25 protein-coding genes and 3 tRNA genes are annotated in these 24581 nt (G+C 71.9%); 17 read left to right on the top strand and 11 right to left on the bottom strand.

Annotated elements, in window-relative coordinates:
• Positions 1-184: 184 nt before the first annotated feature.
• Entirely contained in the window at positions 185-928 is a 744-nt protein-coding gene (locus tag BJ964_RS04690; protein ID WP_188119524.1) for a tyrosine-protein phosphatase, read from the top strand.
• Between the two features lie 260 nt (positions 929-1188).
• Here the strand turns inward: BJ964_RS04690 and BJ964_RS04685 are convergent, their stop codons facing one another.
• The gene (locus BJ964_RS04685; protein ID WP_183216632.1) at positions 1189-2130 is read right to left on the bottom strand and encodes a 3-methyladenine DNA glycosylase; all 942 of its coding nucleotides are present in this window, start codon (positions 2128-2130) and stop codon (positions 1189-1191) included.
• A gap of 133 nt (positions 2131-2263) precedes the next feature.
• Here BJ964_RS04685 and BJ964_RS04680 point away from each other — a divergent pair, with 133 nt between their 5' ends.
• From BJ964_RS04680 to BJ964_RS04665, 4 genes are all read left to right on the top strand, one after another.
• A complete protein-coding gene (locus tag BJ964_RS04680) occupies positions 2264-3193 on the top strand; it encodes an ABC transporter ATP-binding protein (protein ID WP_188119523.1) in 930 nt (309 codons plus the stop codon).
• A complete protein-coding gene (locus BJ964_RS04675) occupies positions 3190-4032 on the top strand; it encodes an ABC transporter permease (protein WP_188119522.1) in 843 nt (280 codons plus the stop codon). The genes BJ964_RS04680 and BJ964_RS04675 overlap by 4 nt, the downstream gene beginning before the upstream one ends.
• A 17-nt stretch (positions 4033-4049) precedes the next feature.
• A complete protein-coding gene (locus BJ964_RS04670) occupies positions 4050-4292 on the top strand; it encodes a helix-turn-helix transcriptional regulator (RefSeq protein ID WP_183216626.1) in 243 nt (80 codons plus the stop codon).
• 67 nt (positions 4293-4359) lie between these two features.
• On the top strand, positions 4360-5154 hold the full coding sequence (locus BJ964_RS04665) for a fumarylacetoacetate hydrolase family protein (protein ID WP_188119521.1): 795 nt from the start codon (positions 4360-4362) through the stop codon (positions 5152-5154).
• On the opposite strand, the gene BJ964_RS04660 is transcribed toward BJ964_RS04665, so the two are convergent.
• Positions 5143-5847, bottom strand: coding sequence for a TetR/AcrR family transcriptional regulator (locus BJ964_RS04660; RefSeq protein WP_188119520.1), 705 nt, complete (start codon positions 5845-5847; stop codon positions 5143-5145). The two genes, BJ964_RS04665 and BJ964_RS04660, sit on opposite strands and share 12 nt — an antisense overlap.
• A 47-nt stretch (positions 5848-5894) precedes the next feature.
• Between BJ964_RS04660 and BJ964_RS04655 the strand changes: the two genes are divergently transcribed.
• The 4 genes from BJ964_RS04655 to BJ964_RS04640 all read left to right on the top strand — a co-directional run bounded on the left by BJ964_RS04655 (position 5895) and on the right by BJ964_RS04640 (position 7372).
• Positions 5895-6698, top strand: coding sequence for an NAD(P)H-binding protein (locus tag BJ964_RS04655; protein WP_188119519.1), 804 nt, complete (start codon positions 5895-5897; stop codon positions 6696-6698).
• A gap of 63 nt (positions 6699-6761) precedes the next feature.
• Positions 6762-6833: transfer RNA gene (locus tag BJ964_RS04650), tRNA-Gln, on the top strand.
• 51 nt (positions 6834-6884) lie between these two features.
• Positions 6885-6957 (top strand) — tRNA-Glu (locus BJ964_RS04645).
• A 342-nt stretch (positions 6958-7299) separates the two neighbouring features.
• A tRNA-Glu gene (locus BJ964_RS04640) sits at positions 7300-7372 on the top strand.
• A gap of 44 nt (positions 7373-7416) precedes the next feature.
• Here the strand turns inward: BJ964_RS04640 and BJ964_RS04635 are convergent.
• From BJ964_RS04635 to BJ964_RS04620, 4 genes are all read right to left on the bottom strand, one after another.
• Complete coding sequence (locus BJ964_RS04635; protein WP_188119518.1) at positions 7417-8166, bottom strand: MBL fold metallo-hydrolase; 750 nt, start codon at positions 8164-8166, stop codon at positions 7417-7419.
• Entirely contained in the window at positions 8163-8951 is a 789-nt protein-coding gene (locus BJ964_RS04630; protein ID WP_188119517.1) for an alpha/beta hydrolase, read from the bottom strand. Before BJ964_RS04630 ends, BJ964_RS04635 begins: the two co-directional genes overlap by 4 nt.
• A gap of 54 nt (positions 8952-9005) precedes the next feature.
• Positions 9006-11807: a helix-turn-helix transcriptional regulator gene (locus tag BJ964_RS49010; protein ID WP_188119516.1), complete on the bottom strand. Its 2802-nt coding sequence runs from the start codon at positions 11805-11807 to the stop codon at positions 9006-9008.
• A gap of 122 nt (positions 11808-11929) precedes the next feature.
• Positions 11930-12616, bottom strand: a complete 687-nt coding sequence (locus BJ964_RS04620) for an IclR family transcriptional regulator (RefSeq protein WP_014447202.1) — start codon at positions 12614-12616, stop codon at positions 11930-11932.
• A gap of 49 nt (positions 12617-12665) precedes the next feature.
• Between BJ964_RS04620 and leuC the strand changes: the two genes are divergently transcribed.
• The 4 genes from leuC (at position 12666) to BJ964_RS04600 (ending at position 16233) form a co-directional block, all read left to right on the top strand.
• Positions 12666-14120, top strand: a complete 1455-nt coding sequence (leuC, locus tag BJ964_RS04615) for a 3-isopropylmalate dehydratase large subunit (protein ID WP_188119515.1) — start codon at positions 12666-12668, stop codon at positions 14118-14120.
• 20 nt (positions 14121-14140) lie between these two features.
• Positions 14141-14731 carry a 3-isopropylmalate dehydratase small subunit gene (leuD, locus tag BJ964_RS04610; RefSeq protein ID WP_188119514.1) on the top strand — a complete coding sequence of 197 codons (591 nt, stop codon included), beginning with the start codon at positions 14141-14143 and terminating at the stop codon, positions 14729-14731.
• A gap of 166 nt (positions 14732-14897) precedes the next feature.
• The gene (locus BJ964_RS04605; RefSeq protein ID WP_188119513.1) at positions 14898-15689 is read left to right on the top strand and encodes an HU family DNA-binding protein; all 792 of its coding nucleotides are present in this window, start codon (positions 14898-14900) and stop codon (positions 15687-15689) included.
• Between the two features lie 88 nt (positions 15690-15777).
• Positions 15778-16233, top strand: a complete 456-nt coding sequence (locus tag BJ964_RS04600) for a hypothetical protein (RefSeq protein WP_188119512.1) — start codon at positions 15778-15780, stop codon at positions 16231-16233.
• Here BJ964_RS04600 and BJ964_RS04595 read toward each other — a convergent pair.
• Genes BJ964_RS04595 through cofC form a run of 4 tightly spaced genes read right to left on the bottom strand, consistent with a single transcriptional unit; the run spans position 16160 to position 20340 of the window.
• Entirely contained in the window at positions 16160-17053 is an 894-nt protein-coding gene (locus BJ964_RS04595) for an NUDIX hydrolase (protein ID WP_188119511.1), read from the bottom strand. The two genes, BJ964_RS04600 and BJ964_RS04595, sit on opposite strands and share 74 nt — an antisense overlap.
• Positions 17053-19425: an RNA degradosome polyphosphate kinase gene (locus BJ964_RS04590; protein WP_188119510.1), complete on the bottom strand. Its 2373-nt coding sequence runs from the start codon at positions 19423-19425 to the stop codon at positions 17053-17055. The genes BJ964_RS04595 and BJ964_RS04590 overlap by 1 nt, the downstream gene beginning before the upstream one ends.
• Positions 19426-19480: 55 nt before the next feature.
• Complete coding sequence (locus BJ964_RS04585; protein WP_183216600.1) at positions 19481-19678, bottom strand: cold-shock protein; 198 nt, start codon at positions 19676-19678, stop codon at positions 19481-19483.
• 20 nt (positions 19679-19698) lie between these two features.
• Positions 19699-20340, bottom strand: a complete 642-nt coding sequence (cofC, locus tag BJ964_RS04580; RefSeq protein ID WP_188126787.1) for a 2-phospho-L-lactate guanylyltransferase — start codon at positions 20338-20340, stop codon at positions 19699-19701.
• A 181-nt stretch (positions 20341-20521) separates the two neighbouring features.
• Here cofC and BJ964_RS04575 point away from each other — a divergent pair, with 181 nt between their 5' ends.
• The 4 genes from BJ964_RS04575 (at position 20522) to BJ964_RS04560 (ending at position 23768) form a co-directional block, all read left to right on the top strand.
• Positions 20522-21247 carry a lysophospholipid acyltransferase family protein gene (locus BJ964_RS04575; protein ID WP_188119509.1) on the top strand — a complete coding sequence of 242 codons (726 nt, stop codon included), beginning with the start codon at positions 20522-20524 and terminating at the stop codon, positions 21245-21247.
• Entirely contained in the window at positions 21244-22236 is a 993-nt protein-coding gene (locus BJ964_RS04570) for an NAD(P)H-dependent glycerol-3-phosphate dehydrogenase (protein WP_188119508.1), read from the top strand. Before BJ964_RS04575 ends, BJ964_RS04570 begins: the two co-directional genes overlap by 4 nt.
• Positions 22233-23342: a cystathionine gamma-lyase gene (locus tag BJ964_RS04565; RefSeq protein WP_188119507.1), complete on the top strand. Its 1110-nt coding sequence runs from the start codon at positions 22233-22235 to the stop codon at positions 23340-23342. Before BJ964_RS04570 ends, BJ964_RS04565 begins: the two co-directional genes overlap by 4 nt.
• A gap of 63 nt (positions 23343-23405) precedes the next feature.
• Positions 23406-23768 carry a hypothetical protein gene (locus BJ964_RS04560; protein WP_188119506.1) on the top strand — a complete coding sequence of 121 codons (363 nt, stop codon included), beginning with the start codon at positions 23406-23408 and terminating at the stop codon, positions 23766-23768.
• Between the two features lie 266 nt (positions 23769-24034).
• Here the strand turns inward: BJ964_RS04560 and BJ964_RS04555 are convergent, their stop codons facing one another.
• On the bottom strand, positions 24035-24475 hold the full coding sequence (locus tag BJ964_RS04555) for a hypothetical protein (RefSeq protein ID WP_188119505.1): 441 nt from the start codon (positions 24473-24475) through the stop codon (positions 24035-24037).
• Positions 24476-24581 lie beyond the last annotated feature (106 nt).

The raw sequence follows: 24581 nt of genomic DNA, 5'->3' as shown, positions 1-24581 counted from the left end.
GCGTCGGCGAGAGGTCAGCCGGCGCGCCAGGTGCGAATAATCAGCACGGAGTGGGTCACGGATGGAAGCATGCCACGGGCTACCGCAGTAGACGCCGGAAATCCAATAGCTGAGACGCAACGTACCGGCAAGAGTGACGAAATCGACCGGTGAGGCGATCGGTGCCGGCGGATAGGTTGAGGGCGTGGTGGCCGAAGCGTATTCACGAAACCTGCCGTTCTCCAACGCCTACAACTTCCGGGACGTGGGCGGTTACGCCGGTCTCGACGGGCGCCGGGTGCGCTGGCGGCGGCTGTTCCGGGCCGATGCGCTGCACAGCCTGGACGAGGACGACACCAGGATCTTCGCGGCTCTCGGGGTCCGGACGGTGATCGACCTGCGGCGTCCGTTCGAGGTGCGGAAGTTCGGCCGGGTCGCCGAGTCGCACGGCGTCGACTACCACAACCTGGTGCTCCGGCACGTGGACTGGGACGGGCTCGAGCACCCCGAGGACGCCGTGCGCGACCGCTGGCTGGCCGACCGCTACCTCAACTTCGCCGAGGACGGCCGGGAGGGCATCGCCGCGTCGCTGCGCCTGATCGCCGACCGGGAGGCCGCGCCGGTGGTGGTGCACTGCATGGCCGGCAAGGACCGGACCGGCACGGTGTGCGCGCTGACCCTGTCGCTGCTGGGGGTGTCCGACGAGGACATCGCCGCCGACTACGCGCTGACCACCGAGGCGATGCGCCCGCTGACCGAGTCCATTCGCCTGACGAGCCCGGAGTCGATCCAGGGCAAGGACCACATGTTCGACTCCCCGGCCGAGGCCATGCACCTGTTCCTCGGTGACCTCCGTGAGCTGCACGGGTCGGTCGAGTCCTACGTCAAGGAGATCGGTCTCACCGACGACGAGGTGGCGGCCCTGCGATCCCACCTGCTCACCCGTTAGGGTACTTACCATCGGTCATGGGACTACCTGTCGCCACGCAACTGGCGGTATGCTCAGCGTCATGCCCGGCCTGGTGGCAACTACCCGATATGTGGCAGCCAGGCCGGGCCCCAGTTGCGGCCCACGTGGAGTGCGTCCCCAAGTGACGGGCCGGCTGGAGGCGGTCTCCGACACGGCCGCCGGCTCGGCTCGGGTGGTTCAGCGTGGAGCCGCCCGAGCCGGGTCCTCCCCGGTCAGCGCTGGTTGCAGGTCCTCCCTGGTCAGCGCTGGTTGAAAGGGGCAACGGCCTCGCGGTTCTGCGCGGCGGCCTCCGGCCCGAGCAGGGCCTCGCAGACGCGGATCAGCCGGCTGCGCAGACCGGCCGCCCGGCGGGCCAGCTCGCGCTGGCGAGCCACATACTCCGCCTTGCCCTCCGCGGTCTCTATCTTGACCGGGGGATGGCCGTAGGACGTCAGATCGTACGGACTCGCCTGCATGTCCAGCAGCCGGATCTCGCCGGCCAGGGCGAAGCAGTCCAGGGCCAGCGCGCCCGGGACGGCGGGCCCGAGCTTCTGCGCCCACTTGTGCACGTCCATCGCGGCGTGCAGGCAGCCGGGCTGGTCCAGGTCGACCTGCGTGGCACGGGTGGGCTGCAACCGGTTGAGCCCGACCGCCTCGGGCGTGAAGAACCGGAACGCGTCGAAGTGGGTGCACCGGATGCTGTGCTGCTCGACCACCTGGTCGGTGCCCTCCTGGCCGAGGCGCAGCGGCAGCTCGTGGCGGTGCTCCGCGTCGCGGTAGACCATGGCCCACTCGTGCAGGCCGAAGCAGCCGGAGAAGACCGGGCGGGACGCGGTCGCGGTGAGCAGGCCGTGGATGTAACGGACGCTCTCGGCGCGGGCGTGCATGAACGCGTCCTGGTCGAGGGTGACGACCCCGCCCTCGTACGTCATGTAGAACTTCCAGCCGGCGTGCTCGGCCAGGCCGTCGGGGGCCGGGGACAGACCGGTGCCGACTCCGGGGTGCCAGCGACGCAGCAGCGACGGGCGGGTCCCGTAGTAGTCGTACAGGAAGTCTTCGATGGCGTGCTTGTCGCCCGTCGCGCGACGGGCACGGTGGCCCGCGGTCATCTGGTCGGCGCGCTCGGAGTGCGCCCGGGCGAGGGGAATCCAGGTGACCGAGGGCAGCGTGGTGGTGAGTGCCCTCACCTGCTTGATCCCCATCGCACCAATGTATCTAGCCAAGGCGATCAACACGATCACCGTTTGGCGCGAATGAGTTCCGCCACCAGAAGTGGCACTAAAGACGTACGCTGATGTGTAGTACATGTACTACGACTTTGATAGTGTGCTCGACATGACGGGATCGGTATTGGCCGCGGGGTCCGTGGCCGACACGCCGGGGGCGGAGCCGGTCATCGAGGTCCGCGATCTCCGCATGTCCTACGGCGACAAGGAAGTGCTGGCCGGCGTCGACTTCACGGCGTCCGCCGGCGAGGTGCTCGTCCTGCTCGGGCCCAACGGCGCGGGCAAGACGACCACGATCGAGATTCTGGAGGGCTTCCGCCGGCGATCCGGTGGCGAGGTCCGCGTGCTCGGTGTCGACCCGGAGCAGGGGGCGGAGCAGTGGCGGGCCCGGCTCGGGGTGGTGCTCCAATCCTGGCGCGACCACAGCAAGTGGAAGGTCCGGGAGCTGCTGCACCATCTCGGCGGCTACTACGCGGAGTTCTCGACGGCCGACCGCCCGCGCCCCTGGCCGGTCGACGAGTTGCTCGAGGTGGTGGGGCTGACCGGGTCGGCGGGCACCCGGATCGCCCGGTTGTCCGGCGGCCAGCGGCGCCGCCTCGACGTCGCGATCGGCATCGTCGGGCGCCCCGAGCTGCTCTTCCTCGACGAGCCGACGGTCGGCTTCGACCCGGAGGCGCGGCGCGAGTTCCATGATCTGGTGCACCGGCTGACCGATGTGGACGAGACCACGATCATGTTGACCACGCACGACCTCGACGAGGCGGAGAAGCTGGCCGACCGCATCCTGATCCTGGCCAAGGGCCGGATCGTCGCGGACGGCTCGGCCGACGAGCTGTCCCGGCAGGTGGCCGGCGAGACGGAGATCCGCTGGACGCGGGAGGGGCAGCGGTTCGTGCACTCGGCGGCCGACGCGACCGGTTTCGTGCGGGAGCTGTTCCGCCAGCACGGCGACGCGATCGGTGACCTGGAGGTGCGGCCGAGCAGCCTCGAGGAGACGTATATGAAGTTGGTCCAGGAAGCCGAGGGGGGTGCGCGATGATGCGGGTGGTGGGGCTGGGCGTGCGGCGCGGCCTGATCGAGTTGCGGCAGAGCATGAGCAGCGGGACCGACCTGTTCGGGTATTTCCTGCCCGCCTTCTTCCTGGTGATCGCGCTCATCTGGATGCGCGACAGCACCATTCCCGGCACCGGGTTCGCGCTGGGCGCGCACAGCCTGGTCGGCTCGCTCGCCATGCTCATCGTGTTCAGCGGATTCATGACGATGATGCAGTACCTCACGATGGACCGGGAGGACGGCACCCTGCTGCGGGCCAAGGCCACGCCGCACGGGATGACCGGCTACCTGATCGGCAAGATCGTTCTGGTCGCCGGGGTGGCCGTGGTCAGCTGCCTGTTCGTTCTGGTGCCCGGGCTCTTCCTGGTGGACGGCCTGACCCTGGGCGCCGACGGTGTGCTGGTCCTGCTCTGGCTGCTGCCGCTGGCGTTCCTGGCGACCATGCCGCTGGGCGCGGTGCTCGGTGCGCTCTTCGAGAATCCGCGCCAGGCGTCGCTGATGATGCTGCCGATCCTCGGTCTCACCGTGGTCTCCGGCATCTTCTACCCGGTCACGGCGCTGGCCGGCTGGGTGCAGGGCGTCGCGCAGGTGTTCCCGGTCTACTGGCTAGGGTTGGGCCTGCGATCGGCCTTCCTGCCGGATGCCCTGGCGGCCGCGGAGATCGGCGGCTCCTGGCGCCACCCGCAGACGGCCGGGGTGCTGGTGGCGTGGTCGGTGGCCGGGCTGGTGCTGGCGCCGGGCATCCTGCGCCGGATGGCCCGCCGGGAGTCCGGTTCCGCGGTGGCGGCGCGGCGCGAGCGGGCGATGACCCGGATGACCGTCTGAGGGAGCGCGGAAGAGGCATGGCCAGTGAGGTCACCTACAACCGGATCGCGATGCTGCGCGCCGAGCGCGGCATCACCCGGCGGCAACTCGCCGACGCCCTCGGGGTGCACTACCAGACGGTCGGCTACCTGGAGCGCGGCGAGTTCAGCCCCAGCCTCCACCTGGCGTTGCGGATCTGCACCTACTTCGAGGTTCCGGTCGAGGTGGTGTTCGCCCTGGAACCATTCCCGCGGCTCGGTGCGGAAACCCGATCGGCATAGGTTGTAGGGGAATGCCCGGCCCCGACAGCCGGCCGGGCGCCCGCACCGCTACAGATGGGATCATCCCGTGCGTTTCGCCCGCTTTGTTCATGCCGGTGGAGTGTCGTTCGGCGTCGTCGAGGGCGACGGCTCCTCGGGCCTGACGGTCGCCGAGATCGACAGCCTGCCCTTCAACGAGGTGCGCTTCACCGGGCAGCGGTGGGCCCTGGCCGACGTCCGGCTGCTCGCCCCGATCTTCTCCAGCAAGGTGATCGGAATCGGCCGCAACTACGCCGACCACGCCAAGGAGATGGGCAACGAGGTGCCCACCGAGCCGCTGATCTTCATCAAGCCGTCCACCTCGGTGATCGGCCCCGGCGACGCCATCCGCATCCCCTCGGTGACCGGCCAGGTCGAGGAGGAGGCCGAGCTGGCCGTGGTGATCGGGGCCAGCGGCGCCCGCCGGGTCGACCGGGCCGGCGCCGAGAAGGCGATCTTCGGCTACACCTGCGGCAACGACGTGACCGCCCGCGACCTCCAGCGCAGCGACCCGCAGTGGACCCGGGCCAAGGGCTTCGACTCGTTCTGCCCGATCGGCCCGTGGATCGTCACCGGGCTGGACGTCAGCGACGTCGAGGTGCGCTGCGAGGTCGGCCAGGACCCGCAGAACCTGGAGGTCCGCCAGATCGGGCGTACGAAGGACATGGTCTTCGACATCCCGACCCTGATTTCCTACGTGTCGCACGTCATGACGCTGCTGCCCGGCGACATCATCCTCACCGGCACGCCGGCCGGGGTCAGCAAGATCGTCCCGGGGGACACCGTCTCGGTCAGCGTCCAGGGCATCGGCGAGCTGCGGAACCCGGTCGTGTCACTCGACTGACCGCTCGATCCCGTCCAGCAGCAGGGCCAGGCCGTAATCGAACGCGGCCTGGTCCTCGAAGCCGCCGGCGTTCCACAGCGCGGTCATCGCCGGGTACGCCTCCACGTCGAACCACTTCTCCCAGAACTCGCCGCGCTCCGACCACCACGACTCGGTGGACTGCCCGCTGACCCGGCTGAGCCGTGCGTCCTCACCGGCCTCCCGGGCGAACGCGTAGACGTACGCCGTCACCGTGATCGCCGCCCGGTTGATCTCCCCGACCGGCAGGCCCAGGCCGCTCAGCGTGGCGATCATGTACTCCCGCTCGGCCATCGTGCCCGGCCCCAGCGGTGGCCGCACCAGCGACACCTCGGTCAGCCAGGGGTGTGCCACGAACATCTCCCGGGTCCGCGCCGCGAAGACGGCCACCCGCTCCCGCCAGCCCGCGGCGTCCGCGCCGAGCCGCCGGGTCAGCAGCACCTGGTCGACCATCAGATCGACCAGGACCGAGCGGGAGGGTACATACGTGTAGAGCGTCATGGTCGCCACCCGGAGATCGGTCGCCACCCGCGCCATCGAGGCCGCCTCCAGGCCGTCCGCGTCCGCGATCCGGATGGCCGAGGCCACCACCGCGTCGACGCTGAGCCGCGGCGGGCGCCCGGCGGCCTTCTTCGCGGGCAGATTTCCGCGCCAGAGCAGGGGGTAGTTCTCCATGATTCCGTATACCCTACGGGAAGGCGGTTTCCGTAGGGGGTACGAGAATGAAGATCCTTGTCACCGGCGCCACCGGGAACGTGGGCCGGATGGTCGTCGACGAGTTGCTGGCCCGGGGCGCGGACGACGTCCGGGCGCTCACCGTCGATCCCGGGCGGGCCGCGCTGCCACCCGGCGTCGAGGTGGTGCGCGGCTCCTTCCGCCGGCCGGCGACCGTCGCCGCCGCCCTGACCGGCGCCGATGTGGTGTACCTCGCACCCGACCCGGCCACCGTCTTCGAGGTCTGCCGGATGGCCGCCGAGGCCGGGGTGGGCCGGATCGTCGACATGGCCGGCGCGAAGGGCGACCACTGGCAGGCGGTCGAGGACGGCGTGGAGGCCTGCGGAGTGCCCTTCACCCATCTGGAACCCGGCGAGTTCATGGCCAACGCCACCATCTGGGCCCCGCAGATCCGGGCCGGCGACGAGGTGCGGGACGCGTTCCCCGGCGCGATCAACGCACCCATCGCCCAGGAGGACATCGCCGCGGTCGCCGCCGAGGTGCTGCTCGGCGACGGCCACGAGGGTCGCTCCTATGAGCTGACCGGGCCGCAGGCGCTCAGCCGTCCGGAGAAGGTCGCCGCCCTGGCCGAGGGCCTCGGCCGGGACCTCACCTACGTCGAGCTGACCGGCGAGGCCGCGGTCGCCCAGTTCGAGCTGGCCATGGGGGAGTACGGCCGCTGGTACCTGGACGGGCTCGCCCAGCTCACGGCACATCCCCAGCAGGCGGCGTCGACGGTCGCCGATCTCCTCGGCCGCCCCGCGACGACCTACGCGGAGTGGGCGCGGCACCACACTGATCATTTCGGGTGACCCGATTTGGCGGTCCGGTAGGCCTCAGGTAAAGTTCTCTCCGGCGCGGCAAGCCGGGCCAAATGGGGTATGGGGTAATTGGCAGCCCGGCTGATTCTGGTTCAGCTAGTCTAGGTTCGAGTCCTGGTACCCCAGCGCGGCCCTCCTCTGGGAGGGCAGTGCTGGAAGCAGTGAACAGCACGTCCTGGTCCCGTCGTCTAGCGGCCTAGGACGCCGCCCTCTCAAGGCGGTAGCGAGGGTTCGAATCCCTTCGGGACTACATCGGAAACGGCCCGCATCTCCGGATGCGGGCCGTTTCGTTTTCCAGCCCCATTCCCGGTACGCGCAGCGCCCACCCTCAACCGCATCCCCCGGCACCCGGCACCCGGCACCCGTCGGCCGGCTGGCCGCCAGCGCTGTCTCACCCCCGAAACAGCCCTGCCAACCAGCCGGCCCCAGTGACCCGTGCGGCGCCAGCCGCCCGGGTCGGACCGTGCGGCGCCAGCCGCCCGGTCAGGCTCTGAGGTGGGTGGATATCCGATTTCGGCTGCGGGCGGCGGGCTGATAGAGTTCAGCCCGCCGCCGGGGAAAGCCGGAGGTGAAGTGAGATCTGGCAAGACCTGGTCCCGTCGTCTAGCGGCCTAGGACGCCGCCCTCTCAAGGCGGTAGCGAGGGTTCGAATCCCTTCGGGACTACAGCGAGAGCGGCCCGCACCGATCAAGGTGCGGGCCGCTCTGCTTTAGACCGTGGTGGGCACGCCGGGTGTGAGCCAGGTCAGGGTGCCGGGCGGGAAGGCGGCCTCCACACCGGCACGGCCCTCATGGAAATGCGACCAGCCCTCGTAGTGGACCGGCACCACCGTCCGTGGCCGCAGCGATGCGACGAGGCGGGCCGCGTCCCGGCCGTTCATGGTGTAGCTGATCGGGCCGGTGAGCCCGAACCGCACCTCGCCGAGGTGCAGGATCGCGGTGTCGACGGTGAACCGGGACGCCACCTGCCGGACCCCGCCGAACAGCACGGTGTCCCCGGAGATCCAGATCACCGACGAGCTGCCCGGCGGCCGCAGGGCGAACCCGATCGCCTCGCCGACGATCGGCCGGCTCAGCGGCGGGCCGTGCCGGGCCGGGGTGGCGGTGACCTCGATCTCACCGACCCGGGCGGACCGCCACGGCGCCAGCCCGGTGGCGTTGCCGCCGAGCCGGTGGGCCCCGCTCACGGTGGTCAGCACCACCGGTACGGACGGCAGCAGCGCCCGGCCCGCGACGTCCAGATTGTCCCCGTGGTGATCGTGGGTGAGCAGTACCGCGTCGATCGGCCCGAGTTCGCCGGCGGCCACCGCTGGGCCGGCCGTCTTGACCGAGGACGTGCCCAGGCCGAACGAGTACCGCCGGCCCGGTTCGTCGAAGGTCGGGTCGGTGAGCAGCCGCACGCCGGCCACCTCGATCAGGGTGGTGGGGCCGCCGATGTGGGTGATCCGCAGGTCGTTCACCGGGCGTGCCGCAGGGCCCAGTCCAGGACCTCGTCCGCGATCTGCTCCCACCCCTTCTGGGCGGGCAGCAGGTGGGCGTAGCCCTCGTACTCGCGGATCTCGGTCACCGTGTTCGACTTGTAGTGCTTGCGGTTCGACCGCTGCACCTCGGGCGGCATGATGTGGTCCTCGGAGCCGGAGACGAACAGCAGCGGCGCCCGCTCGTCGTTGTGGTAGTCGACCCAGGTGTCCTGGTGGCCGGGCTGGAAGTTGGCGAGCACGCTGCCCCACAGGATGCCCCCGTTGGCCGGGATCGCGTACCGCTCGTAGAGGGCCTTCGACTCGTCCTCGGTGAACGTGTTGGTGAACGCGTAGGTCCACTGCTCCAGCGTCAACGGCACCGCCCGGTGCCGGTTCGCCGGGCTCTTCAACACCGGGAAGGTGGACTTCACCTGGGACAGCGGCACCACCCGCACGCCCTCGGTGGGCGCCGAGTTCATCGCCACGCCGGCCGCGCCGTACCCGTGGTCCAGCAGGATCTGGGTGAACGCGCCGCCAGCCGAGTGACCGATGATGATCGGTGCTTCGGGCAGCTCCCGGATCTGCTCCTCCAGGTGCTCGATGATCCGCGGCACGGTGACGTCCAGGATCGGGGTGGGGTCGGCGTTGAGGGATTCCACCTCGACCTCGAAGCCGGGGTAGGCGGGCGCGATCACCCGGTGGCCCTTGGCCTCGTAGTGGGCGACCCAGTTCTCCCAGCTGCGCGGCGTGACCCAGAATCCGTGCACAAGAACGATCGGCTTCATGTCCTACGATCCTGGTGGGAACGCGCCCACCGGCGAATCCCGTGGAACTCGTAGTCAGTCGTGCAACACTCCCCGCAACCGCCGCCGCGAGGTGACGCCGAGCTTCCGGAACACCTTCCGCAGGTGGTAGTCGACCGTGCTGGGGCTCAGGTAGAGGTGCGCGGCGATCTCCGCGTTCGTCGCCCCGGCGCCGGCCAGGCGGGCCACGGCGGCCTCCTGCGGGGTCAAGGCCGTTTCGCTCTCCTTCGGTACGGGTGAGCGCACACTTTCCCCGGTCGCCCCCAGCTCGGCACGGGCGCGCCCGGCGAACACCGTGGCCCCGGCCTCCTCGAACATCTCCAGCGCCGCGGCGAGCTGGTCCCGGGCGTCCCGCCGGCGCCGTCGGCGGCGCAGCCACTCGCCGTAGAGCAGCCGGGCCCGGGCCAGGTCGCCGTACGCCGGTGTGGTGGCGAGCCGCTCGACGGCGGCGCGGTAGTGCTCCTCGGCCTCCCCGGGCGCGGCCAGCAGGGCCCGGGACCGGTCGAGCAGGCCCAGAGCCCGGGGTGTGCCGCTGTTGACGGCGGCCGAGGTCAGGTCGGCGCAGGCGAGTTCGGCCGTCGCGCGGTCGCCGGACCGGACGGCGGCCTCGACGAGATCGGGCAGCGCCCAGGCGTACCGGCGGGGCCGGCCCAGGTCGACGATGTCCAGCAGCAGCTCACGGGCGGCCGGATAGGCGCCGCTCGCGATCTCCAGACCGGCCACGGCGAGCCGGGTGACCGTGTGCATGCCGCCCATGTGCAGCATCGCGAAGACCCCCAGGGCCTGCGGAACCGTCTCGCGGAAGCCGTCCGGGGCACGCCAGGCCACCAGTTCCGGATGCCGCCACACCTGCTCCTGCTCGGCGGTGATGCCGATCGACCGGCGCAGCCGCTGCCCGGCGGCGTCGTGCCGGTCGGCGTGCCGCAGCCGGCCCAGCGCCGCGCCGGTCATCGCGCCGACGAAGTGGACCAGGTCCAGCGTGTGCAGGGCGCCGGTACGCCGGGCGGCGGCCTCCGCCCGGTCCAGCAGCAGCAGTTTCGTGTCGTCGTCCCAGAGCAGGTTGCAGTAGTTGATCCCGACGACGAACCGGCGGCGCAGCGTCTCGTCCGGGAGGGCCGGGTCGGCGATCGCGGCGATCGCCCGGCGCAGCGGGGGTACGCAGGCGGCGTACCCGTCCTGGATGAACGACGCGTAACCGGCCAGCAGGAGCCCGTCCAGCCCGTCCGGATCGGTGGCGGCGAGCCGGGCGGCCTCGGCCGCGACCGTGGTCTCGCTCACCGACGACAGGTGTTCCGCGCCGATGGCGTGGTCGACGGCCTGCACCGCGGCCCGCCGGGCCCGGCCGTGGTCGGCGCCGAACGCGCCGGCCGCCTCCAGGCAGAGCGCGGTGGCGTCCCGCAGCGCGGTCGGCGCGCCGGTGTTGACCGTGGCCAGGGCCCGGGTGAGCAGCGCCGACCCGCGGGCCGGCCCGGACAGGTGATCGTCGTCGGCGGTCTCCAGCAGCAGCAGGGCCCGGGCGGGCGCGCCGGCCGTCATCGCGGCGGCGGCCGCCTCCACCCGGCGTCCGGTGCGGACCGTCTCGTCCGGGGTCAGCTCGGCCGCCCGGCTCAGGAAGGTGGCCCGGGCGGCGTGCCCGCCCCGGGCGCCGGCCCGGTCGGCACGGCGCTCCAGTTCGGCGGCGACCGTCTCGTCCGGCGCGGCGGTGGCGGCGGCCAGGTGCCAGGCGCGGCGGTCGGCGTCGGCGTCACCGGTGATCGCGGCGGCCAGGGCGGCGTGCGCGGCCCGGCGGCGCGGGGGCGGGGCGTCGCCGTAGACCGCCGAGCGGACCAGGGGATGCCGGAACACCACCGGCGGGGTGCCGGACACCAGCCGGTCCGACTCGGCGGGCGCGGCGTCCTCCGGCCGGACGGCCAGGAGCCCGGCGGCGGCCAGCAGATGGTCGTGGCGGGCGCCCGCCCCGGCCGCCGCGAGCACCAGCCAGGTCCGGGTGGCGTCCGGGTAGCCGCTGACCCGCGCCGAGTAGTGCGCCTCCAGACGGCTGCCGATCGGCACCGGCTCGGGCAGCGGGGAGGCGCCGCGCAGCTGCTCGGCGGTGAGTTCCCGGCCCAGGTCGGTGAGGGCCAGCGGGTTGCCGCCGGTGCTCTGGGCGACGTGCTCGGCCAGACCCAGGTCCAGGTCGCCGGCGACCACGTCGGAGAGCAGCGCCATGGCGGCGTCCCGGGCCAGGCCGGTGACCTCCAGCACGTCCAGGCCGGCGAGCAGCCCCGGATCCTCGGCGACCACCCGCTGGCCGAACAGCAGGACGACACCCTCGGCGTGCAGGCGGCGGGCCACGAAGGCGAGGGCGCGGGCCGAGTCCGGGTCGAGCCAGTGCACGTCGTCGACGACACAGAGCCGGGGTGCGGCCGCCAGCAGGGTGAGCGCGGCGAGGCTGACCAGGTAGAGGTCGGGGGTGGGGCCGTCGGTGAGACCGCAGGCCACCTCCAGGGCGGCGCGCTGGGCGGGCGGGAGGTGGCCGCGTTCCGGCAGGAGCGGGATGAGCAGGCGGTGCAGCCCGGCGTACGGCAGCCCGGCCTCCGCCTCGACACCGCTGATGACGAGCGCCCCGGCGCCGTTTCCGGCGGGCGCACTGCCTCCGGCGGGCGCGCCGCTTCCGGCTGGTGCGCCGGGTGCCGTGCTCAGCGCGTACCGAAGCAATGCGGTCTTGCCCGTGCCGGCCTCGCCGCGCAGCACCAAGGCCGCGCTGTGCCCGGATCGCGCCCCGGAGAGGAGGCCGTCCAGGACGGCGCATTCGGTTTCGCGCCCGAAGAGCCGATCGCCCTGCCCGAAGAGCCTCACGGCGGCAGCCTATCCACTCATCGCGATCTTTCGCCGGAGGCGAAGCCGCGCCGCGTGGGGGAGGGGGAAATGAAGCCGCCCCGCTCGGAGGCGGGGCGGACGGGGTGGCGAGGGGAGGAGGGTCAGAGGCCGGACAGGCGCTGGCCGGCGCGGACGACGGCCATGGCGTGACGCTCACCGGGTCGGCGGCCCAGTCGCTCGATCGGACCGCTTATCGAGATGGACGCGATCACCCGGCCGGTCCGGTCGCGGATCGGCGCGGAGACGCTCGCCACACCCGGCTCGCGTTCGGCGACGCTCTGTGCCCAGCCGCGGCGGCGGACCTCGGCCAGCGTGCGGCCGGTGAACTTGCAGCGCGGCAGGAGCGGCATCACCGCCTCGGGCGGCTCCCACGCGAGCAGGATCTGGGCGGCCGAACCGGCGACCATCGGCAGCACCGAGCCGACCGGCACGGTGTCGCGCAGGCCACTGGCGCGCTCGGCGGCGGCGACGCAGATGCGCTCATCGGCACGGCGCAGGTAGAGCTGAGCGCTCTCGCCGGTCGCGTCCCGCAACGCGGACAGAAGAGGCTCGGCGGCGGTCAGGAGAACGTCCGGTGCGGCATTGGCCAACTCGCCCAATCTCGGTCCTGGACGCCATCTTCCTTGAGTGTCCCGCACCAGCATCCGATGAATCTCCAGAGCTTGGGCCAGGCGATGTGCGGTCGCCCGCGGCAGCTTGGTGCGCTCGACGAGTTCGGCCAGGCTGGCGCCGTCGACACACGCGGCGAGGATGACTACCGCCTTGTCGAGAACGCCTACACCGCTCATACTGTGTCCCACAAGCCGAAACATACATTCCAGAATTTAGGATGTCCAGATGGTGGGAGTCACTCCCCAGAGCGGGAAACCCAGGACCCTGGCCGAGAAGGTCTGGGATGACCACGTGGTGCGCACGGCCGAGGGTGAGCCCGACCTGCTCTTCATCGACCTGCACCTGCTGCACGAGGTCACCAGCCCGCAAGCCTTCGACGGTCTGCGGGTGGCCGGCCGGCCGGTTCGCCGGACCGACCTCACGCTCGCGACGGAGGACCACAACACCCCGACCGGGTATGCGGACCCCGCGTTCAACACCAAGCGCGGTGAGCTGTTCACGATCGCCGACACGACCTCGCGCACGCAGATCGAGACGCTGCGGAAGAACTGCGCCGAGTTCGGTGTCGAGATCCGCCCGCTGGGTGACGTGAACCAGGGCATCGTGCACGTGATCGGCCCGCAGCTGGGTCTCACCCAGCCCGGCATGACGATCGTCTGCGGCGACTCGCACACCGCGACCCACGGCGCGTTCGGCGCGCTGGCCTTCGGCATCGGCACCAGCGAGGTCGAGCACGTGCTCGCCACCCAGACGCTGCCGCAGGCCAAGCCGAAGACGATGGCCGTCACCGTGGTCGGCGAGCTGGGCCCGGGCGTCTCCGCGAAGGACCTGATCCTCGCCCTGATCACGCAGACCGGCACCGGCGGCGGCAACGGCCACATCGTGGAGTACCGCGGCGAGGCCATCCGCAAGCTCTCCATGGAGGGCCGGATGACGATCTGCAACATGTCGATCGAGTGGGGCGCCAAGGCCGGCATGATCGCGCCGGACGAGACCACGTTCGCGTACCTCGAGGGCCGTCAGCACGCCCCGAAGGGCGAGCAGTGGGACGCCGCGGTCGGGTACTGGAAGACCCTCGCCACCGATGAGGACGCCGAGTACGACACCGAGATCATCCTGGACGCCTCGCAGATCAGCCCGTTCATCACCTGGGGCACCAACCCGGGCCAGGGCGCGGCGCTGAACAGCGTGGTGCCGAACCCGGAGGACTTCCTGGACGACGTCGAGCGCACCGCTGCCGAGCGCGCGCTGGCGTACATGGACCTCACCCCGGGCACCCCGTTCCGTGAGGTCCCGGTCGACGTGGTCTTCGTCGGCTCGTGCACCAACGGCCGGCTCGAGGACCTGCGCGCCGCCGCCGACGTGATCCGTGGCCGCACGGTGGCCGACGGCGTCCGCATGATGATCGTGCCGGGCTCCTACCAGGTGCGCGAGCAGGCCGAGGCCGAGGGCCTGGACAAGGTCTTCACCGAGGCGGGCGCCGAGTGGCGGTTCGCCGGCTGTTCCATGTGCCTGGGCATGAACCCGGACACGCTCAGCCCCGGTCAGCGCGCCGCGTCCACCTCCAACCGCAACTTCGAGGGCCGGCAGGGCAAGGGCGGGCGCACCCACCTGGTCTCACCGCAGGTCGCCGCCGCCACCGCCGTGGTCGGCCGGCTGGCCGCCCCCGCCGACCTCTGACCAGCCGGGAGACATCAGTCATGGACAAGTTCGTCACCCACAGCGGCAAGGTCATGCCCCTGCGCCGCTCCGACGTGGACACCGACCAGATCATCCCGGCGGTCTACCTGAAGCGGGTCACCCGGACCGGCTTCGAGGACGGGCTCTTCAACGCCTGGCGCGAGGACCCGGACTTCGTGCTGAACCGGCCGCGGCACGCGGGCGCCACCATCCTGGTCGCCGGACCGAACTTCGGCACCGGCTCGTCCCGGCAGCACGCCGTCTGGGCGCTGCGCGACTGGGGCTTCAAGGCGGTCATCGCCTCCCGCTTCGGTGACATCTTCCGCGGCAACTCCCTCAAGGAGGGCCTGCTCCCGATCCAGCTGGACCAGAAGATCGTGGAGAGCCTCTGGGACCTCGCCGAGAGCGAGCCGGAGAAGGAGATCACCGTCGACCTGGAGGGCCGCGTGGTCCGGGTGGACGACGCCGCCTACGGGTTCCCGATCGACGATTTCAGTCGCTGGCGCCTCATGGAGGGCCTCGACGACATCGGACTGACGCTGCGGCACGAAGGCGCGATTACCGCGTACGAGAAGGGCCGCCCCGCTTTCAAGCCGGCCGTCGTTCTTTAGTTCCGCATCGCCAATTCGCCCCTGCCGGGTCACCCGGCAGGGGCGAATTCGTTGGGACACAACGCATTTTTCCCCTGAATGTTTCTGTAACCGGGTCACAGGGCATACCGTGCGCGCAGAATGGCCTTCGACGGGCCAGTTCTCACGTCACGCCCAGGAGGAAATCGTGAACAAGGCCGAGCTCATCGAGGCGCTCGCCGGCAGGCTGGGAGACAGGAAGACGGCGACCCTGGCTTTGGACGCGTTCATCAGTGAGGTGCAGAACGCCGTTGCCAAGGGTGACAAGGTCGCGCTCACCGGATTCGGTTCGTTCGAGAAGCGGGCACGCAATGCGCGCACCGCGCGCAATCCGCGGACCGGTGAGCCGGTCAAGGTGAAGAAGACGTCGGTCGCGGTCTTCAAGGCGGGCAGCGCATTCCGCGAACTGGTGGCGAGCGGAAAACCGGCGAAGGCGGCCACCGCCGCCAAGAAGACGGCGACCACCGCGGCCGCGAAGAAGACGACCGCCACCAAGACGGCGCCTGCCAAGACGACCGCTACGAAGACGACCGCTACAAAGACGGCCGCTACAAAGACGACCGCTACGAAGGCGGCCACGAAGACGGCCGCCGCCAAGGCCACCAAGGCGACCACCGCGAAGACCGCGGCCGCCAAGAAGACGACCGCCACCAAGGCGGCGCCGGCCAAGACGACGGCCACGAAGGCGGCCACGAAGACGGCCGCCGCCAAGGCCACCAAGGCGACCACCGCGAAGACCACGGCCGCCAAGAAGACGACCGCCACCAAGACGGCGCCGGCTACGAAGACGGCCACCAAGAAGGCCGCCACGGCGCCGGCCACGAAGAAGACGGCGACCACCGCGAAAGCCACTCCGGCCAAGCGGACCGCCCGTAAGACCGCCACCCCGGCCGCGGCGCCGGCCCGGGCACGTACCGCCTCTGCACGCAAGGCCCGCTGAGCAGAGGCGACGAAAAGGCGTCCACCGTTGGGTGGACGCCTTTTCCGTGTGGCCACGCGGTTCGGTTCCGGCGGCCTACGGTCCGGGCATGGACCGATCGAGACCACGCGGCCTGACCGCCCGGGCCACCGTCGCGGCGGCACTGTTCGCCGTCGCGGTCGTACCCGGGTGGACTCTCGGCGACCTGGCCGAGGACCGTACCGGGTGGCCGGTGCTGGACTGGCTGATCACCTGCGGATGGTCCGGGATCGCGGTCTGCTGGGCGGCGCCGCGGTGCTCGTACCGGAGGCTGGACGGATGGCTGGGCGCCGTCCCGCTCTACGGGTGGTACCTGGCCGGGGTGCTGAGCTGGCGCCTCGCCCTGCTGCCCCACCGGGACTGGGAACCCCGCCGGGACGAGCTGTGGCGGGCCCGCTGGCTGACCGGCGACCAGATCGGCCTCTGGCGGGCGGACCCGCCGGGCCGTGCCGTCACAGCCGGGACGCGCCCAGCAACCGGTCGCCGGACCAGGTCAGCAGCCAGCCGTCGCCCTTCGGCGTTCTGAACCGCTCGGCGGCGCCGTCGTCGTGCAGCGACGCGAGCAGATGCGGCATCAGTTTGCCCTGGCTGCACACCACCACCCGCTCGTGTGCGCGCAGCTCGGCCAGCCGGGACCGGGCCGCGGCCAGCCGGGCCGGCAACCGGTCCGGGCCGGGCGGCTCGGCGACCGCGCTGTCCCGCACGATCGGCTGACCGCCGAGCGCCGCGGCCAGCGGTTCCAGCGTCTGGGCGCAGCGCAGCGGCGGCGCCGCCACCAGACGCCGCGGTCGCAACGGGGTGAGCAGGGCGGCGATCCGGTCCGCCTGCCTCACACCGACCGGATCGATCGGCCGCAGCTCGTCACGGCCGGCCCACTTCCTGCGCTCCCCGGCCCGGGCGTGCCGGACCAGCGCGATCACCGCGGTCACCGGCGGCAGAGCGGCGACATGCGCCACGATTTCGCGTTCATCGGCGTACGTCAGCCGCGCGGCCGCCTCGGCCAACGGCAGCCACGCCAGCTCGTCGACCTCGTCGGTGTCCCGCACCGGACCGTCCGAACCGGCCCGCATCAGCCAGAACGCCACGTTCTTCGGCCGCCCGCCGGGCAGCGGATAGTCGACGTCGGGCAGCCGCAACTGCGGTATCCCGGCGGCGCCGGTCTCCTCCTCGACCTCCCGGACCGCGGCGACCAGCGGCGGCTCGCCGTCGGACAGTTTGCCCTTGGGCAGGCTCCAGTCGTCGTAGCGCGGCCGGTGCACCACACAGATCTCGAGACCGGCAGCGGCCGGGCGGTAGAGCACCCCGCCTGCCGCCCGCTCGACGGCCCCGGTGGAACCAGCCGGCATCAGTGCTGCTTCTTGCCGATGATCCGGCGCAGCATGGCGGCCTGGAGGTGCACCTGCGGACGGCCGGGGGTGCCGGCGCCGCGGTGCCAGACACCGTCGGCGTCCAGGTCCCAGCCCTCGGTCTGCTCGCCCATCGAGAACTCCAGCACGTGCCGCAGCTCCTCGCGGGCCGACGGCAGGGTCACCTTGACCAGCGCCTCCACCCGGCGGTCCAGGTTGCGGTGCATCAGGTCGGCGGAGCCCATCCAGTACTCGGAGTCCGGCCCGGGACCGAACCGGAACACCCGCGAGTGCTCCAGGAACCGGCCGACGATCGAGCGGACCCGGATGTTCTCCGACAGGCCGGCGATGCCGGGCCGCAGCGCGCACATGCCCCGGATGATCAGGTCCACCTTGACCCCGTCCTGCGAGGCCCGGTACAGCGCGTCGATGGTCTTCTCGTCGACCAGCGAGTTCACCTTGAACTGGACCAGCGCCTCGCCGCCCTCCCGGGCGATCCGGGCCTGCTCGTCGACCCGCTCCAGCAGGCCCTTGCGGACACCGTGCGGCGCCACCAGGAGACGCCGGTACGTGGTCTGACGGCTGTACCCGGTCAGCACGTTGAACAGGTCGGTGACGTCGGCGCCCACCTCCGGATCGGCGGTCAGCATGCCGAAGTCCTCGTACAGCCGGGCGGTCTTGGGGTGGTAGTTGCCGGTGCCGATGTGGCAGTAGCGCCGGATCTGGTTGCCCTCCTGCCGCACCACCAGGGCGGTCTTGCAGTGCGTCTTCAGGCCGACCAGGCCGTAGACCACGTGGCAGCCGGCCCGCTCCAGGGTCCGCGCCCAGGCGATGTTGGCCACCTCGTCGAACCGGGCCTTCACCTCGACCAGCACCACCACCTGCTTGCCGGCGGCCGCCGCGTCGACCAGGGCGTCCACGATCGGGGAGTCGCCCGACGTCCGGTACAGCGTCTGCTTGATGGCCAGCACGTTGGGGTCGGCCGCCGCCTGCTCGATGAACCGCTGCACGCTCGTGGAGAACGAGTGGTACGGGTGGTGCACCAGGATGTCCGACTCGCGCAGCCGGTTGAACACGCTGCGCGGCACCTCGCCGTCGGCCAGGTGCGGGTGGGTCGCCGGCACGAACGGGCGGTCCTTCAGATCGTCCCGGTCGCACTCGCCGAACACCTGCCACAGCGCCGACAGGTCCAGCAGGCCGGGCACCCGCAGCACGTCCTGACTGTCCATGTCGAGCTCGCGGACCAGCAGGTCGAGCACGTGATCGCTGATCGACGCGGCCACCTCCAGCCGCACCGGCGGACCGAACCGGCGCTGCGCCAGCTCCCGCTCCAGGGCCTGGAGCAGGTCCTCGTCGCGGTCCTCGTCGACCTCCAGCTCGGCGTTGCGGGTCACCCGGAACAGGTGCCACTCCAGGATCTGCATCCCCGGGAACAGCTGGTTGAGGTGGACCGCGATGAGCTCCTCGACCGGCAGGAAGCGCACGCCGCGGTTGTCGTTCTGCACGGTCACGAAGCGGGGCACGTTGTTCGGCACCTTGACCCGGGCGAACAGCTCCGGCGAGTCGCCCTCCGGGTACCGCAGCGCCACCGCCAGGTTGAGCGAACGACTCGAGATGTACGGGAACGGGTGCGCCGGGTCGACGGCGAGCGGCGTCAGGACCGGGAAGACCTGCTCCCGGAAGAAGGTCCGCAGCCGCCCCTGCTCGGCAGCGTCCAGCTCCTTCCACGAGACCAGCTCGATGCTCTCCGCCGCGAGTTTCGGCCGGACCTCGTCGGCGAAGCAGGCGGCGTGCCGGGTGACCAGGTCGGCGGTCCGCTCGGTGATCATCTCGATCTGGTGCCGCAGCGGGGACCGGTCACCGCCGCGGACCGGCAGGCCGGCGCTCAGCCGGCGCTTCAGGCCGGCCACCCGGACCATGTAGAACTCGTCGAGGTTGCTGGCGAAGATGGCCAGGAACTTCGCCCGCTCCAGCAGGGGCGTCCCCGGGTCCTCGGCCAGGGCCAGCACCCGGGCGTTGAAGTCGAGCCAGGACAGCTCCCGGTTGTGGAACCGGTCCTCGGGCAGCAGGTAGCCGGGTGTCTCGTCGGCGTCCTCGTCGTCCTCGTCGTCGTTCAGGTCGGCGACCATCTCACTCCCGGTGAGCTCGGACACCTCGCGCTCGGTGATCACGGCCTCGGCCACGGCCGCCGGGCTGACCGGTTCCGCGGCGGCGGCCCGCTCGGTCACCACCAGTTCGGTGGCGGACGGCTCAGGGGCGGTCACGGGATCGGGGGCCTCGGTCGGCTGCGCCTCTGTCTGCTCCGGCCTGGGCAGAAAGCGGCCGTTGGGGCCACGCCGGCGGGTCTCGGGGGTCCGGGGCGGGGTCTGCATGGGTCCATCATCGCCGCTTTCGGCGGAACGTGAAACGAACTAGCGGATGATCAATTCAGGCGACTCCGGGAATCAACACACGGCGGACCGCTCCCGCCTCATCCGGCTCGATGGTGACCCGCTGACCGAGGCGGAGGAGCCGCAGCCCGGAGCGGTCGAACGCCTCCGGGCCGAAGACCAGCGGTGTCCCGTCGTCGAGCAGCAGCGAGCCGCTGCGGGTCTGCGGGTCGAAGGTCGCGATCGTGCCCTGCATGACATCGCACGCTACCCGGTTCAGGCGGCCGGCGCGCACTCCGTGGTGAGTCCGAGATCACGCAGCAGGCCACACGTCCGGGGTCCCGCACCCAGAGTGAGGACCGCGTCCAGGTCGGCGGCGGTGTCCACGTCCTGCCGCAGACCGGGCCACTTCCGGACCAGCCGGACCGCCCCGCTGGCCGCGTGCGCGGCCGCCGACGGACCGCCGAACCGCGGGTCGAGCGCCTGCCCGGGCGGCGCGGCGAGCAGCACCGTCCCGATGCCCGCGGCGTCCGGCACGAAGCTGCGGGCCGACACCCGGCCGAGCGCCTCGTCCAGCTGCTCCGGGCGCAGCGCGGGCAGATCACCGGCCAGCACCGCCCGGTACGCGCCGAGCCCGGCCGCCTGGTCGGCGCCGTACCGCATCGCCGCGTTCAGCCCGCCACCCGGATCGGGCACCACCCGGGCGCCCAGCTCCCGGACCGCGCCGCCGACCGCCGGATCGTCGGTCACCACGATCAGCCCGGCGACCGCGGTGGCGGAGAGCACCGCGGCGGCCGTGTCGCGAACCATGGCGAGCGCCAGATCCGGGTGCCGGTCCGGCGGAACCGCGCCGCGCAGCCGTGTCTTCGCCAGGCCCAGCCGCTTCACCGGGATGACCACCGTCCAACTCCGCACCACCACCCGGCCAGTCTGCCGTACCCGGCGGTCCCGCCCCGGCGCGAGCGGGCCGTTCCGGCTGGTGTGTCCGTCACCTGCGACGCGGCGGTTCGACCCCTGCCTGGTTCCACCGGGCGGGAGCGGGCATGATTTCGTCGCAGGTGAACGCAGGGGCGTCGCCGATCGAGGGACGGGGGATGCCGTGGCACAGCTCAGGCTCGGTTTCTGGCAGCGTCTCGCGGTGATGCTGGTCCTCCCGGTGATGACCGTGCTGACCCGCAAGACCTGGCACCGGATGAACGACGTCCCGGCCACCGGGCCGGTGATCCTCGTCCCGAACCACGTGTCGCACTTCGACCCCCTGGTCGTCGCGCACTATGTCTGGCGGGCCGGCCGGTGGCCGCGGTTCCTCGGCAAGGCCAGCGTCTGGAAGGTGCCGGTGATCGGGTTCCTGCTGCGCAAGACCCGGCAGATCCCGGTCGAACGGGGCAGTGTGGAAGCGGTGAAGTCGCTGGACACGCTGGTCGAGGCGCTACGCGAGGGCGGTGCCGTGGTGATCTACCCGGAGGGGACGACCACCCGGCACCCCGAGCTGTGGCCGATGCGGGGCAAGACCGGCGCGGCCCGGCTCGCGCTGCTGACCGGCGCCCCGGTGGTGCCGATCGCGAACTGGGGCGCCCAGACGATCTTCGACCCGCGTACCAACCGGCTCAAGCTGCGCCGCTCGCACGTCACGGTGACCACCGGCGCGCCGATCGACCTCAGCCGCTGGGCCGGCGTCGAACCCACCAGGGCGGTGCTCGAGGAGATGACCGAGGCGATCATGCTGGGCATCCGGGACCTGCTCGCTGAGATCCGCGACGGCGAACCGCCGGCGCTCTACGACCGGCCCGCGCATCGGGCCACTACCTCGGAGGATGCGCCATGAAGGCGGCCGTCATCGGATCCGGATCCTGGGGCACCGCGTTCGCCAAGGTGCTCGGCGAGGCCGGGTCGGAGGTGCGCATGTGGGCGCGGCGGGAGGCGGTCGCCACGGAGATCCGGGAGAAGGGCTCCAACGAGGGCTCGCTCCCCGGCATCCGCCTCGGGCCGGCCGTCACCGCGACCACCGACCTGGCGGAGGCCGTCACCGGTGCCGAACTGATCGCCATCGCGGTGCCCGCCCAGACCCTGCGCGGCAACCTGGCCGACTGGGCCGGCTCGTTCCCCGGCGACGCCACCGTGGTCTCCCTCATGAAGGGCATCGAACTCGGCACGCTCAAGCGGATGAGCGAGGTCATCGTGGAGACGGCCGGTGTCGCCCCGGACCGCGTCGTGGTCGTCTCCGGGCCCAACCTGGCCCCCGAGATCGCCGCCGGGCAGCCCACCACGACCGTGGTGGCGTGCTCCGACGAGAGCCGCGCCCGGCAGGTCCAGCACGCCATCGCCACGCCCCACTTCCGCCCCTACACCAGCGACGACGTGATCGGCTGCGAACTCGGTGGCGCCTGCAAGAACGTGATCGCCCTGGCGTACGGGATGGCCGTCGCCATCGGCCTCGGTGACAACACCCGGGCCTCGCTGATCACCCGCGGCCTGGCCGAGACCGCCCGGCTCGGCGTGGCGCTCGGCGCCGACCCGCTCACCTTCGCCGGCCTGGCCGGCCTCGGCGACCTGGTCGCCTCCTGCTCGTCGCCGCTCGCCCGGAACCGCACCTTCGGCGAGCACCTGGGCCGCGGCGACTCCCTGGAACAGGCGCAGATCGCCACCCGGCAGACCGCCGAGGGCGTCAAGAGCTGCCTGTCCATCCGTGACCTGGCCCGGGCGAACGGCGTGGAGATGCCGATCGTCGAACAGGTCGAGCGCGTGTGCCACGAGGGCGTGGACCCGCGGGTCGCGGTGAAACTGCTGATGACACGGGAGATGAAACCCGAGTGAGCTCCTCGTTCTCGGACGGCACCCGGTCGGTGCACGCCGGACTGCCGGCGCCGGTTGTCGGCGAGCCGTTCCTGCCCGGGCCGGTGTTCGCGGCGCCCTACCACCTGGACCCGATGACCGGGCCGGGGGAGAACGGCTACGCCCGCACCGAGCACCCGACCAGGCGGGCCCTGGAGGCGGCGATCGGCTCCCTGGAGGGCGCGCCCACGCTGGTCTTCGCCAGCGGCCAGGCGGCGATCACGGCGCTGCTGCTCGCGGTGCTGCGCACCGGCGACACGGTCGCCCTTCCGGCGGACGGCTATTTCACGGTACGGGCATTCGCCGAGGGCACCCTCCGTGACCTGGGTGTGAAGACGATCCTGGTACCGACCGCCGGACCGTACCCGGACTTCACCGGGGTGCGTCTCGTGCTGCTGGAGACGCCGGCCAACCCGGGGCTCGACGTGTGCGACGTGACCGCCGTGTCCGCCGCCGCCCACGAGGCCGGTGCGCTCGTGGCGGTCGACAACACCACCGCCACACCGCTCGGGCAGACGCCGCTCGCCCTCGGCGCCGACCTGGTGGTCGCGTCCGGGACCAAGGCGCTGACCGGGCACTCCGACGTGCTGCTCGGTTACGTGTCCGCCGGTGACCCCGCGCTGCTGGCCAAGATCGAGACGTGGCGCAAGCAGACCGGCGCGGTGCCCGGGGCGTTCGACTCCTGGCTGGCGCACCGGTCCATCGCGACGCTCGACCTGCGGCTGGCCCGGCAGAGCGCCAACGCGGCCGCGGTCGCCGAGCTGCTGCTCTCGCGCCCCGACGTGACCGGCGTACGGTGGCCGGGCCTACCCACCGACCCGTCCTACCCGGTGGCCTCGGCGCAGATGCGGCGGGTGCCCGGCATCGTGTCGTTCGACCTGGGCTCGGCCGAGCGGGCCGGGCGGTTCCTGTCCGCGGCGAACCTGGTGTTCGCGGCCACGTCGTTCGGCGGGGTGCACACCACGGCGGACCGGCGCGCCCAGTGGGGTGACGACACGTCGCCCGGCTTCCTGCGGTTCTCCTGCGGCATCGAGGACACCGTCGACCTGCTCGCCGACATCATCGCCGCCCTGGACGCGTCGGCGTGACCGCCCGCCCCTCATCCGCGGTGCCAGGGACAGCCGGTCCGGCGGCCGGGCGTTGATCCTGTCGTGACGGCCTGGAGCAGTTTCAGCGGTGACGAGGTGGCGGCGCTCACCCAGGGGGCGAGCTTCTTCGCCGACCCGGGGGAGCGGGACTGCCCGGCCTGCGGGCAGCGGCGGCTGCGCGCCTACTTCACGACGCCGGCCAACGCCAAGCGGCCCACCCTGGTCAGCTACGTGTGGTGCGGGGCCTGCGACAGGTTCGTGGGCACCCGCGCCAAGCATCCGGAGGGCCTGATCTTCTCCGATCCGCTGGCCACCCTGCCGCCCGGTGAACGCCGCGACCTGGAGCGCAGCCTGACCGGCTTCCTCGCCCACCTCGACGCCCTGTGGGACGCCGGAGCCCTGCCGCAGACCTTCAGCTGTGCCTGATGGCTTCGCTTCGCTCCGCGGCAAACGCCTGCCTCGACACCGGCGGCGTTTTGCGGGGGACGTCGAGTGCACCGCCGTAGGGGTGGGGTGGTGGTCTGTGGACGGCGTTGGCTGGACCACCCCGCTCACGCCCGGCGGGCGCGGCATGGTCTGGACCACGCACGGGGCTCGCGGTGCGCTACGGGACGGGGTGCTGCGGTTGGGGGCGCTCCACCCCGTACCGGAAACGGGTTTGAAAGGTGTGACGGGAGCCGGCGGCCGGAAGATCAGCCGTGGGTGGCGACGAAGTCGTGCAGCCAGTCGGGGGCGATGGGCGTGCCGGACGGGCCGGTGCGGCGCAGCGCCTCGCCGGGGCGGATGCCGAGCAGGGCGAGCGTCATGGTGGCCAGCAGTGTCGACCGGCCGTTGTCGGCCGCCGCCTGGGTGACCACGAAACGGCCCGCGCGGACCTCCCGGGCGAGACGGACGGCCAGCGCGACCACCCGGTTGGCCTCGTCGCGGGTGGCGGTTCCGTCGGAGATCGGGAAGGGCACCACCTCGATGCCCGCGGTGTCCGGGCCGGGCTCGGCGGAGGACACCAGCACCTGGACCCCGGCCCGGGCGAGCGCGCTCAGCTCCTGGGGTGACCACGGCTCGTCGGCCGGATGGGCCATCGTCGCCAGCTGCCCCGGACCTGGTCCGGCGATCACGTGGAGTGCTGGAGCCATGAACGCTTCGTCCTCCCTGCCTTGCACGTCTTTCACGGGCGCCGCCACGAATCCCGATTCTGGCTTACGCAGAGTAGGGTCACCCCCGGCATGCCCGCTAGCTGGA

Origin of the sequence: Actinoplanes lobatus, from assembly GCF_014205215.1 — a bacterium.
In the GTDB taxonomy this organism is placed as follows: domain Bacteria; phylum Actinomycetota; class Actinomycetes; order Mycobacteriales; family Micromonosporaceae; genus Actinoplanes; species Actinoplanes lobatus.
Note: the sequence above shows the minus strand (reverse complement) of the source record. Positions and strands in the feature narration are given on the sequence as shown.

What these genes read in the sequence shown, in the direction of transcription:
- BJ964_RS04685 (WP_183216632.1), bottom strand. Translation starts at nt 2,130, where the DNA reads ATGGGGATCAAGCAGGTGAGGGCACTCACCACCACGCTGCCCTCGGTC.
- BJ964_RS04680 (WP_188119523.1), top strand. Translation starts at nt 2,264, where the DNA reads ATGACGGGATCGGTATTGGCCGCGGGGTCCGTGGCCGACACGCCGGGG.
- BJ964_RS04675 (WP_188119522.1), top strand. Translation starts at nt 3,190, where the DNA reads ATGATGCGGGTGGTGGGGCTGGGCGTGCGGCGCGGCCTGATCGAGTTG.
- BJ964_RS04670 (WP_183216626.1), top strand. Translation starts at nt 4,050, where the DNA reads ATGGCCAGTGAGGTCACCTACAACCGGATCGCGATGCTGCGCGCCGAG.
- BJ964_RS04660 (WP_188119520.1), bottom strand. Translation starts at nt 5,847, where the DNA reads ATGGAGAACTACCCCCTGCTCTGGCGCGGAAATCTGCCCGCGAAGAAG.
- BJ964_RS04655 (WP_188119519.1), top strand. Translation starts at nt 5,895, where the DNA reads ATGAAGATCCTTGTCACCGGCGCCACCGGGAACGTGGGCCGGATGGTC.
- BJ964_RS04630 (WP_188119517.1), bottom strand. Translation starts at nt 8,951, where the DNA reads ATGAAGCCGATCGTTCTTGTGCACGGATTCTGGGTCACGCCGCGCAGC.
- BJ964_RS04620 (WP_014447202.1), bottom strand. Translation starts at nt 12,616, where the DNA reads ATGAGCGGTGTAGGCGTTCTCGACAAGGCGGTAGTCATCCTCGCCGCG.
- leuC (WP_188119515.1), top strand. Translation starts at nt 12,666, where the DNA reads ATGGTGGGAGTCACTCCCCAGAGCGGGAAACCCAGGACCCTGGCCGAG.
- leuD (WP_188119514.1), top strand. Translation starts at nt 14,141, where the DNA reads ATGGACAAGTTCGTCACCCACAGCGGCAAGGTCATGCCCCTGCGCCGC.
- BJ964_RS04600 (WP_188119512.1), top strand. Translation starts at nt 15,778, where the DNA reads ATGGACCGATCGAGACCACGCGGCCTGACCGCCCGGGCCACCGTCGCG.
- BJ964_RS04595 (WP_188119511.1), bottom strand. Translation starts at nt 17,053, where the DNA reads ATGCCGGCTGGTTCCACCGGGGCCGTCGAGCGGGCGGCAGGCGGGGTG.
- BJ964_RS04590 (WP_188119510.1), bottom strand. Translation starts at nt 19,425, where the DNA reads ATGCAGACCCCGCCCCGGACCCCCGAGACCCGCCGGCGTGGCCCCAAC.
- BJ964_RS04585 (WP_183216600.1), bottom strand. Translation starts at nt 19,678, where the DNA reads ATGCAGGGCACGATCGCGACCTTCGACCCGCAGACCCGCAGCGGCTCG.
- BJ964_RS04570 (WP_188119508.1), top strand. Translation starts at nt 21,244, where the DNA reads ATGAAGGCGGCCGTCATCGGATCCGGATCCTGGGGCACCGCGTTCGCC.
- BJ964_RS04555 (WP_188119505.1), bottom strand. Translation starts at nt 24,475, where the DNA reads ATGGCTCCAGCACTCCACGTGATCGCCGGACCAGGTCCGGGGCAGCTG.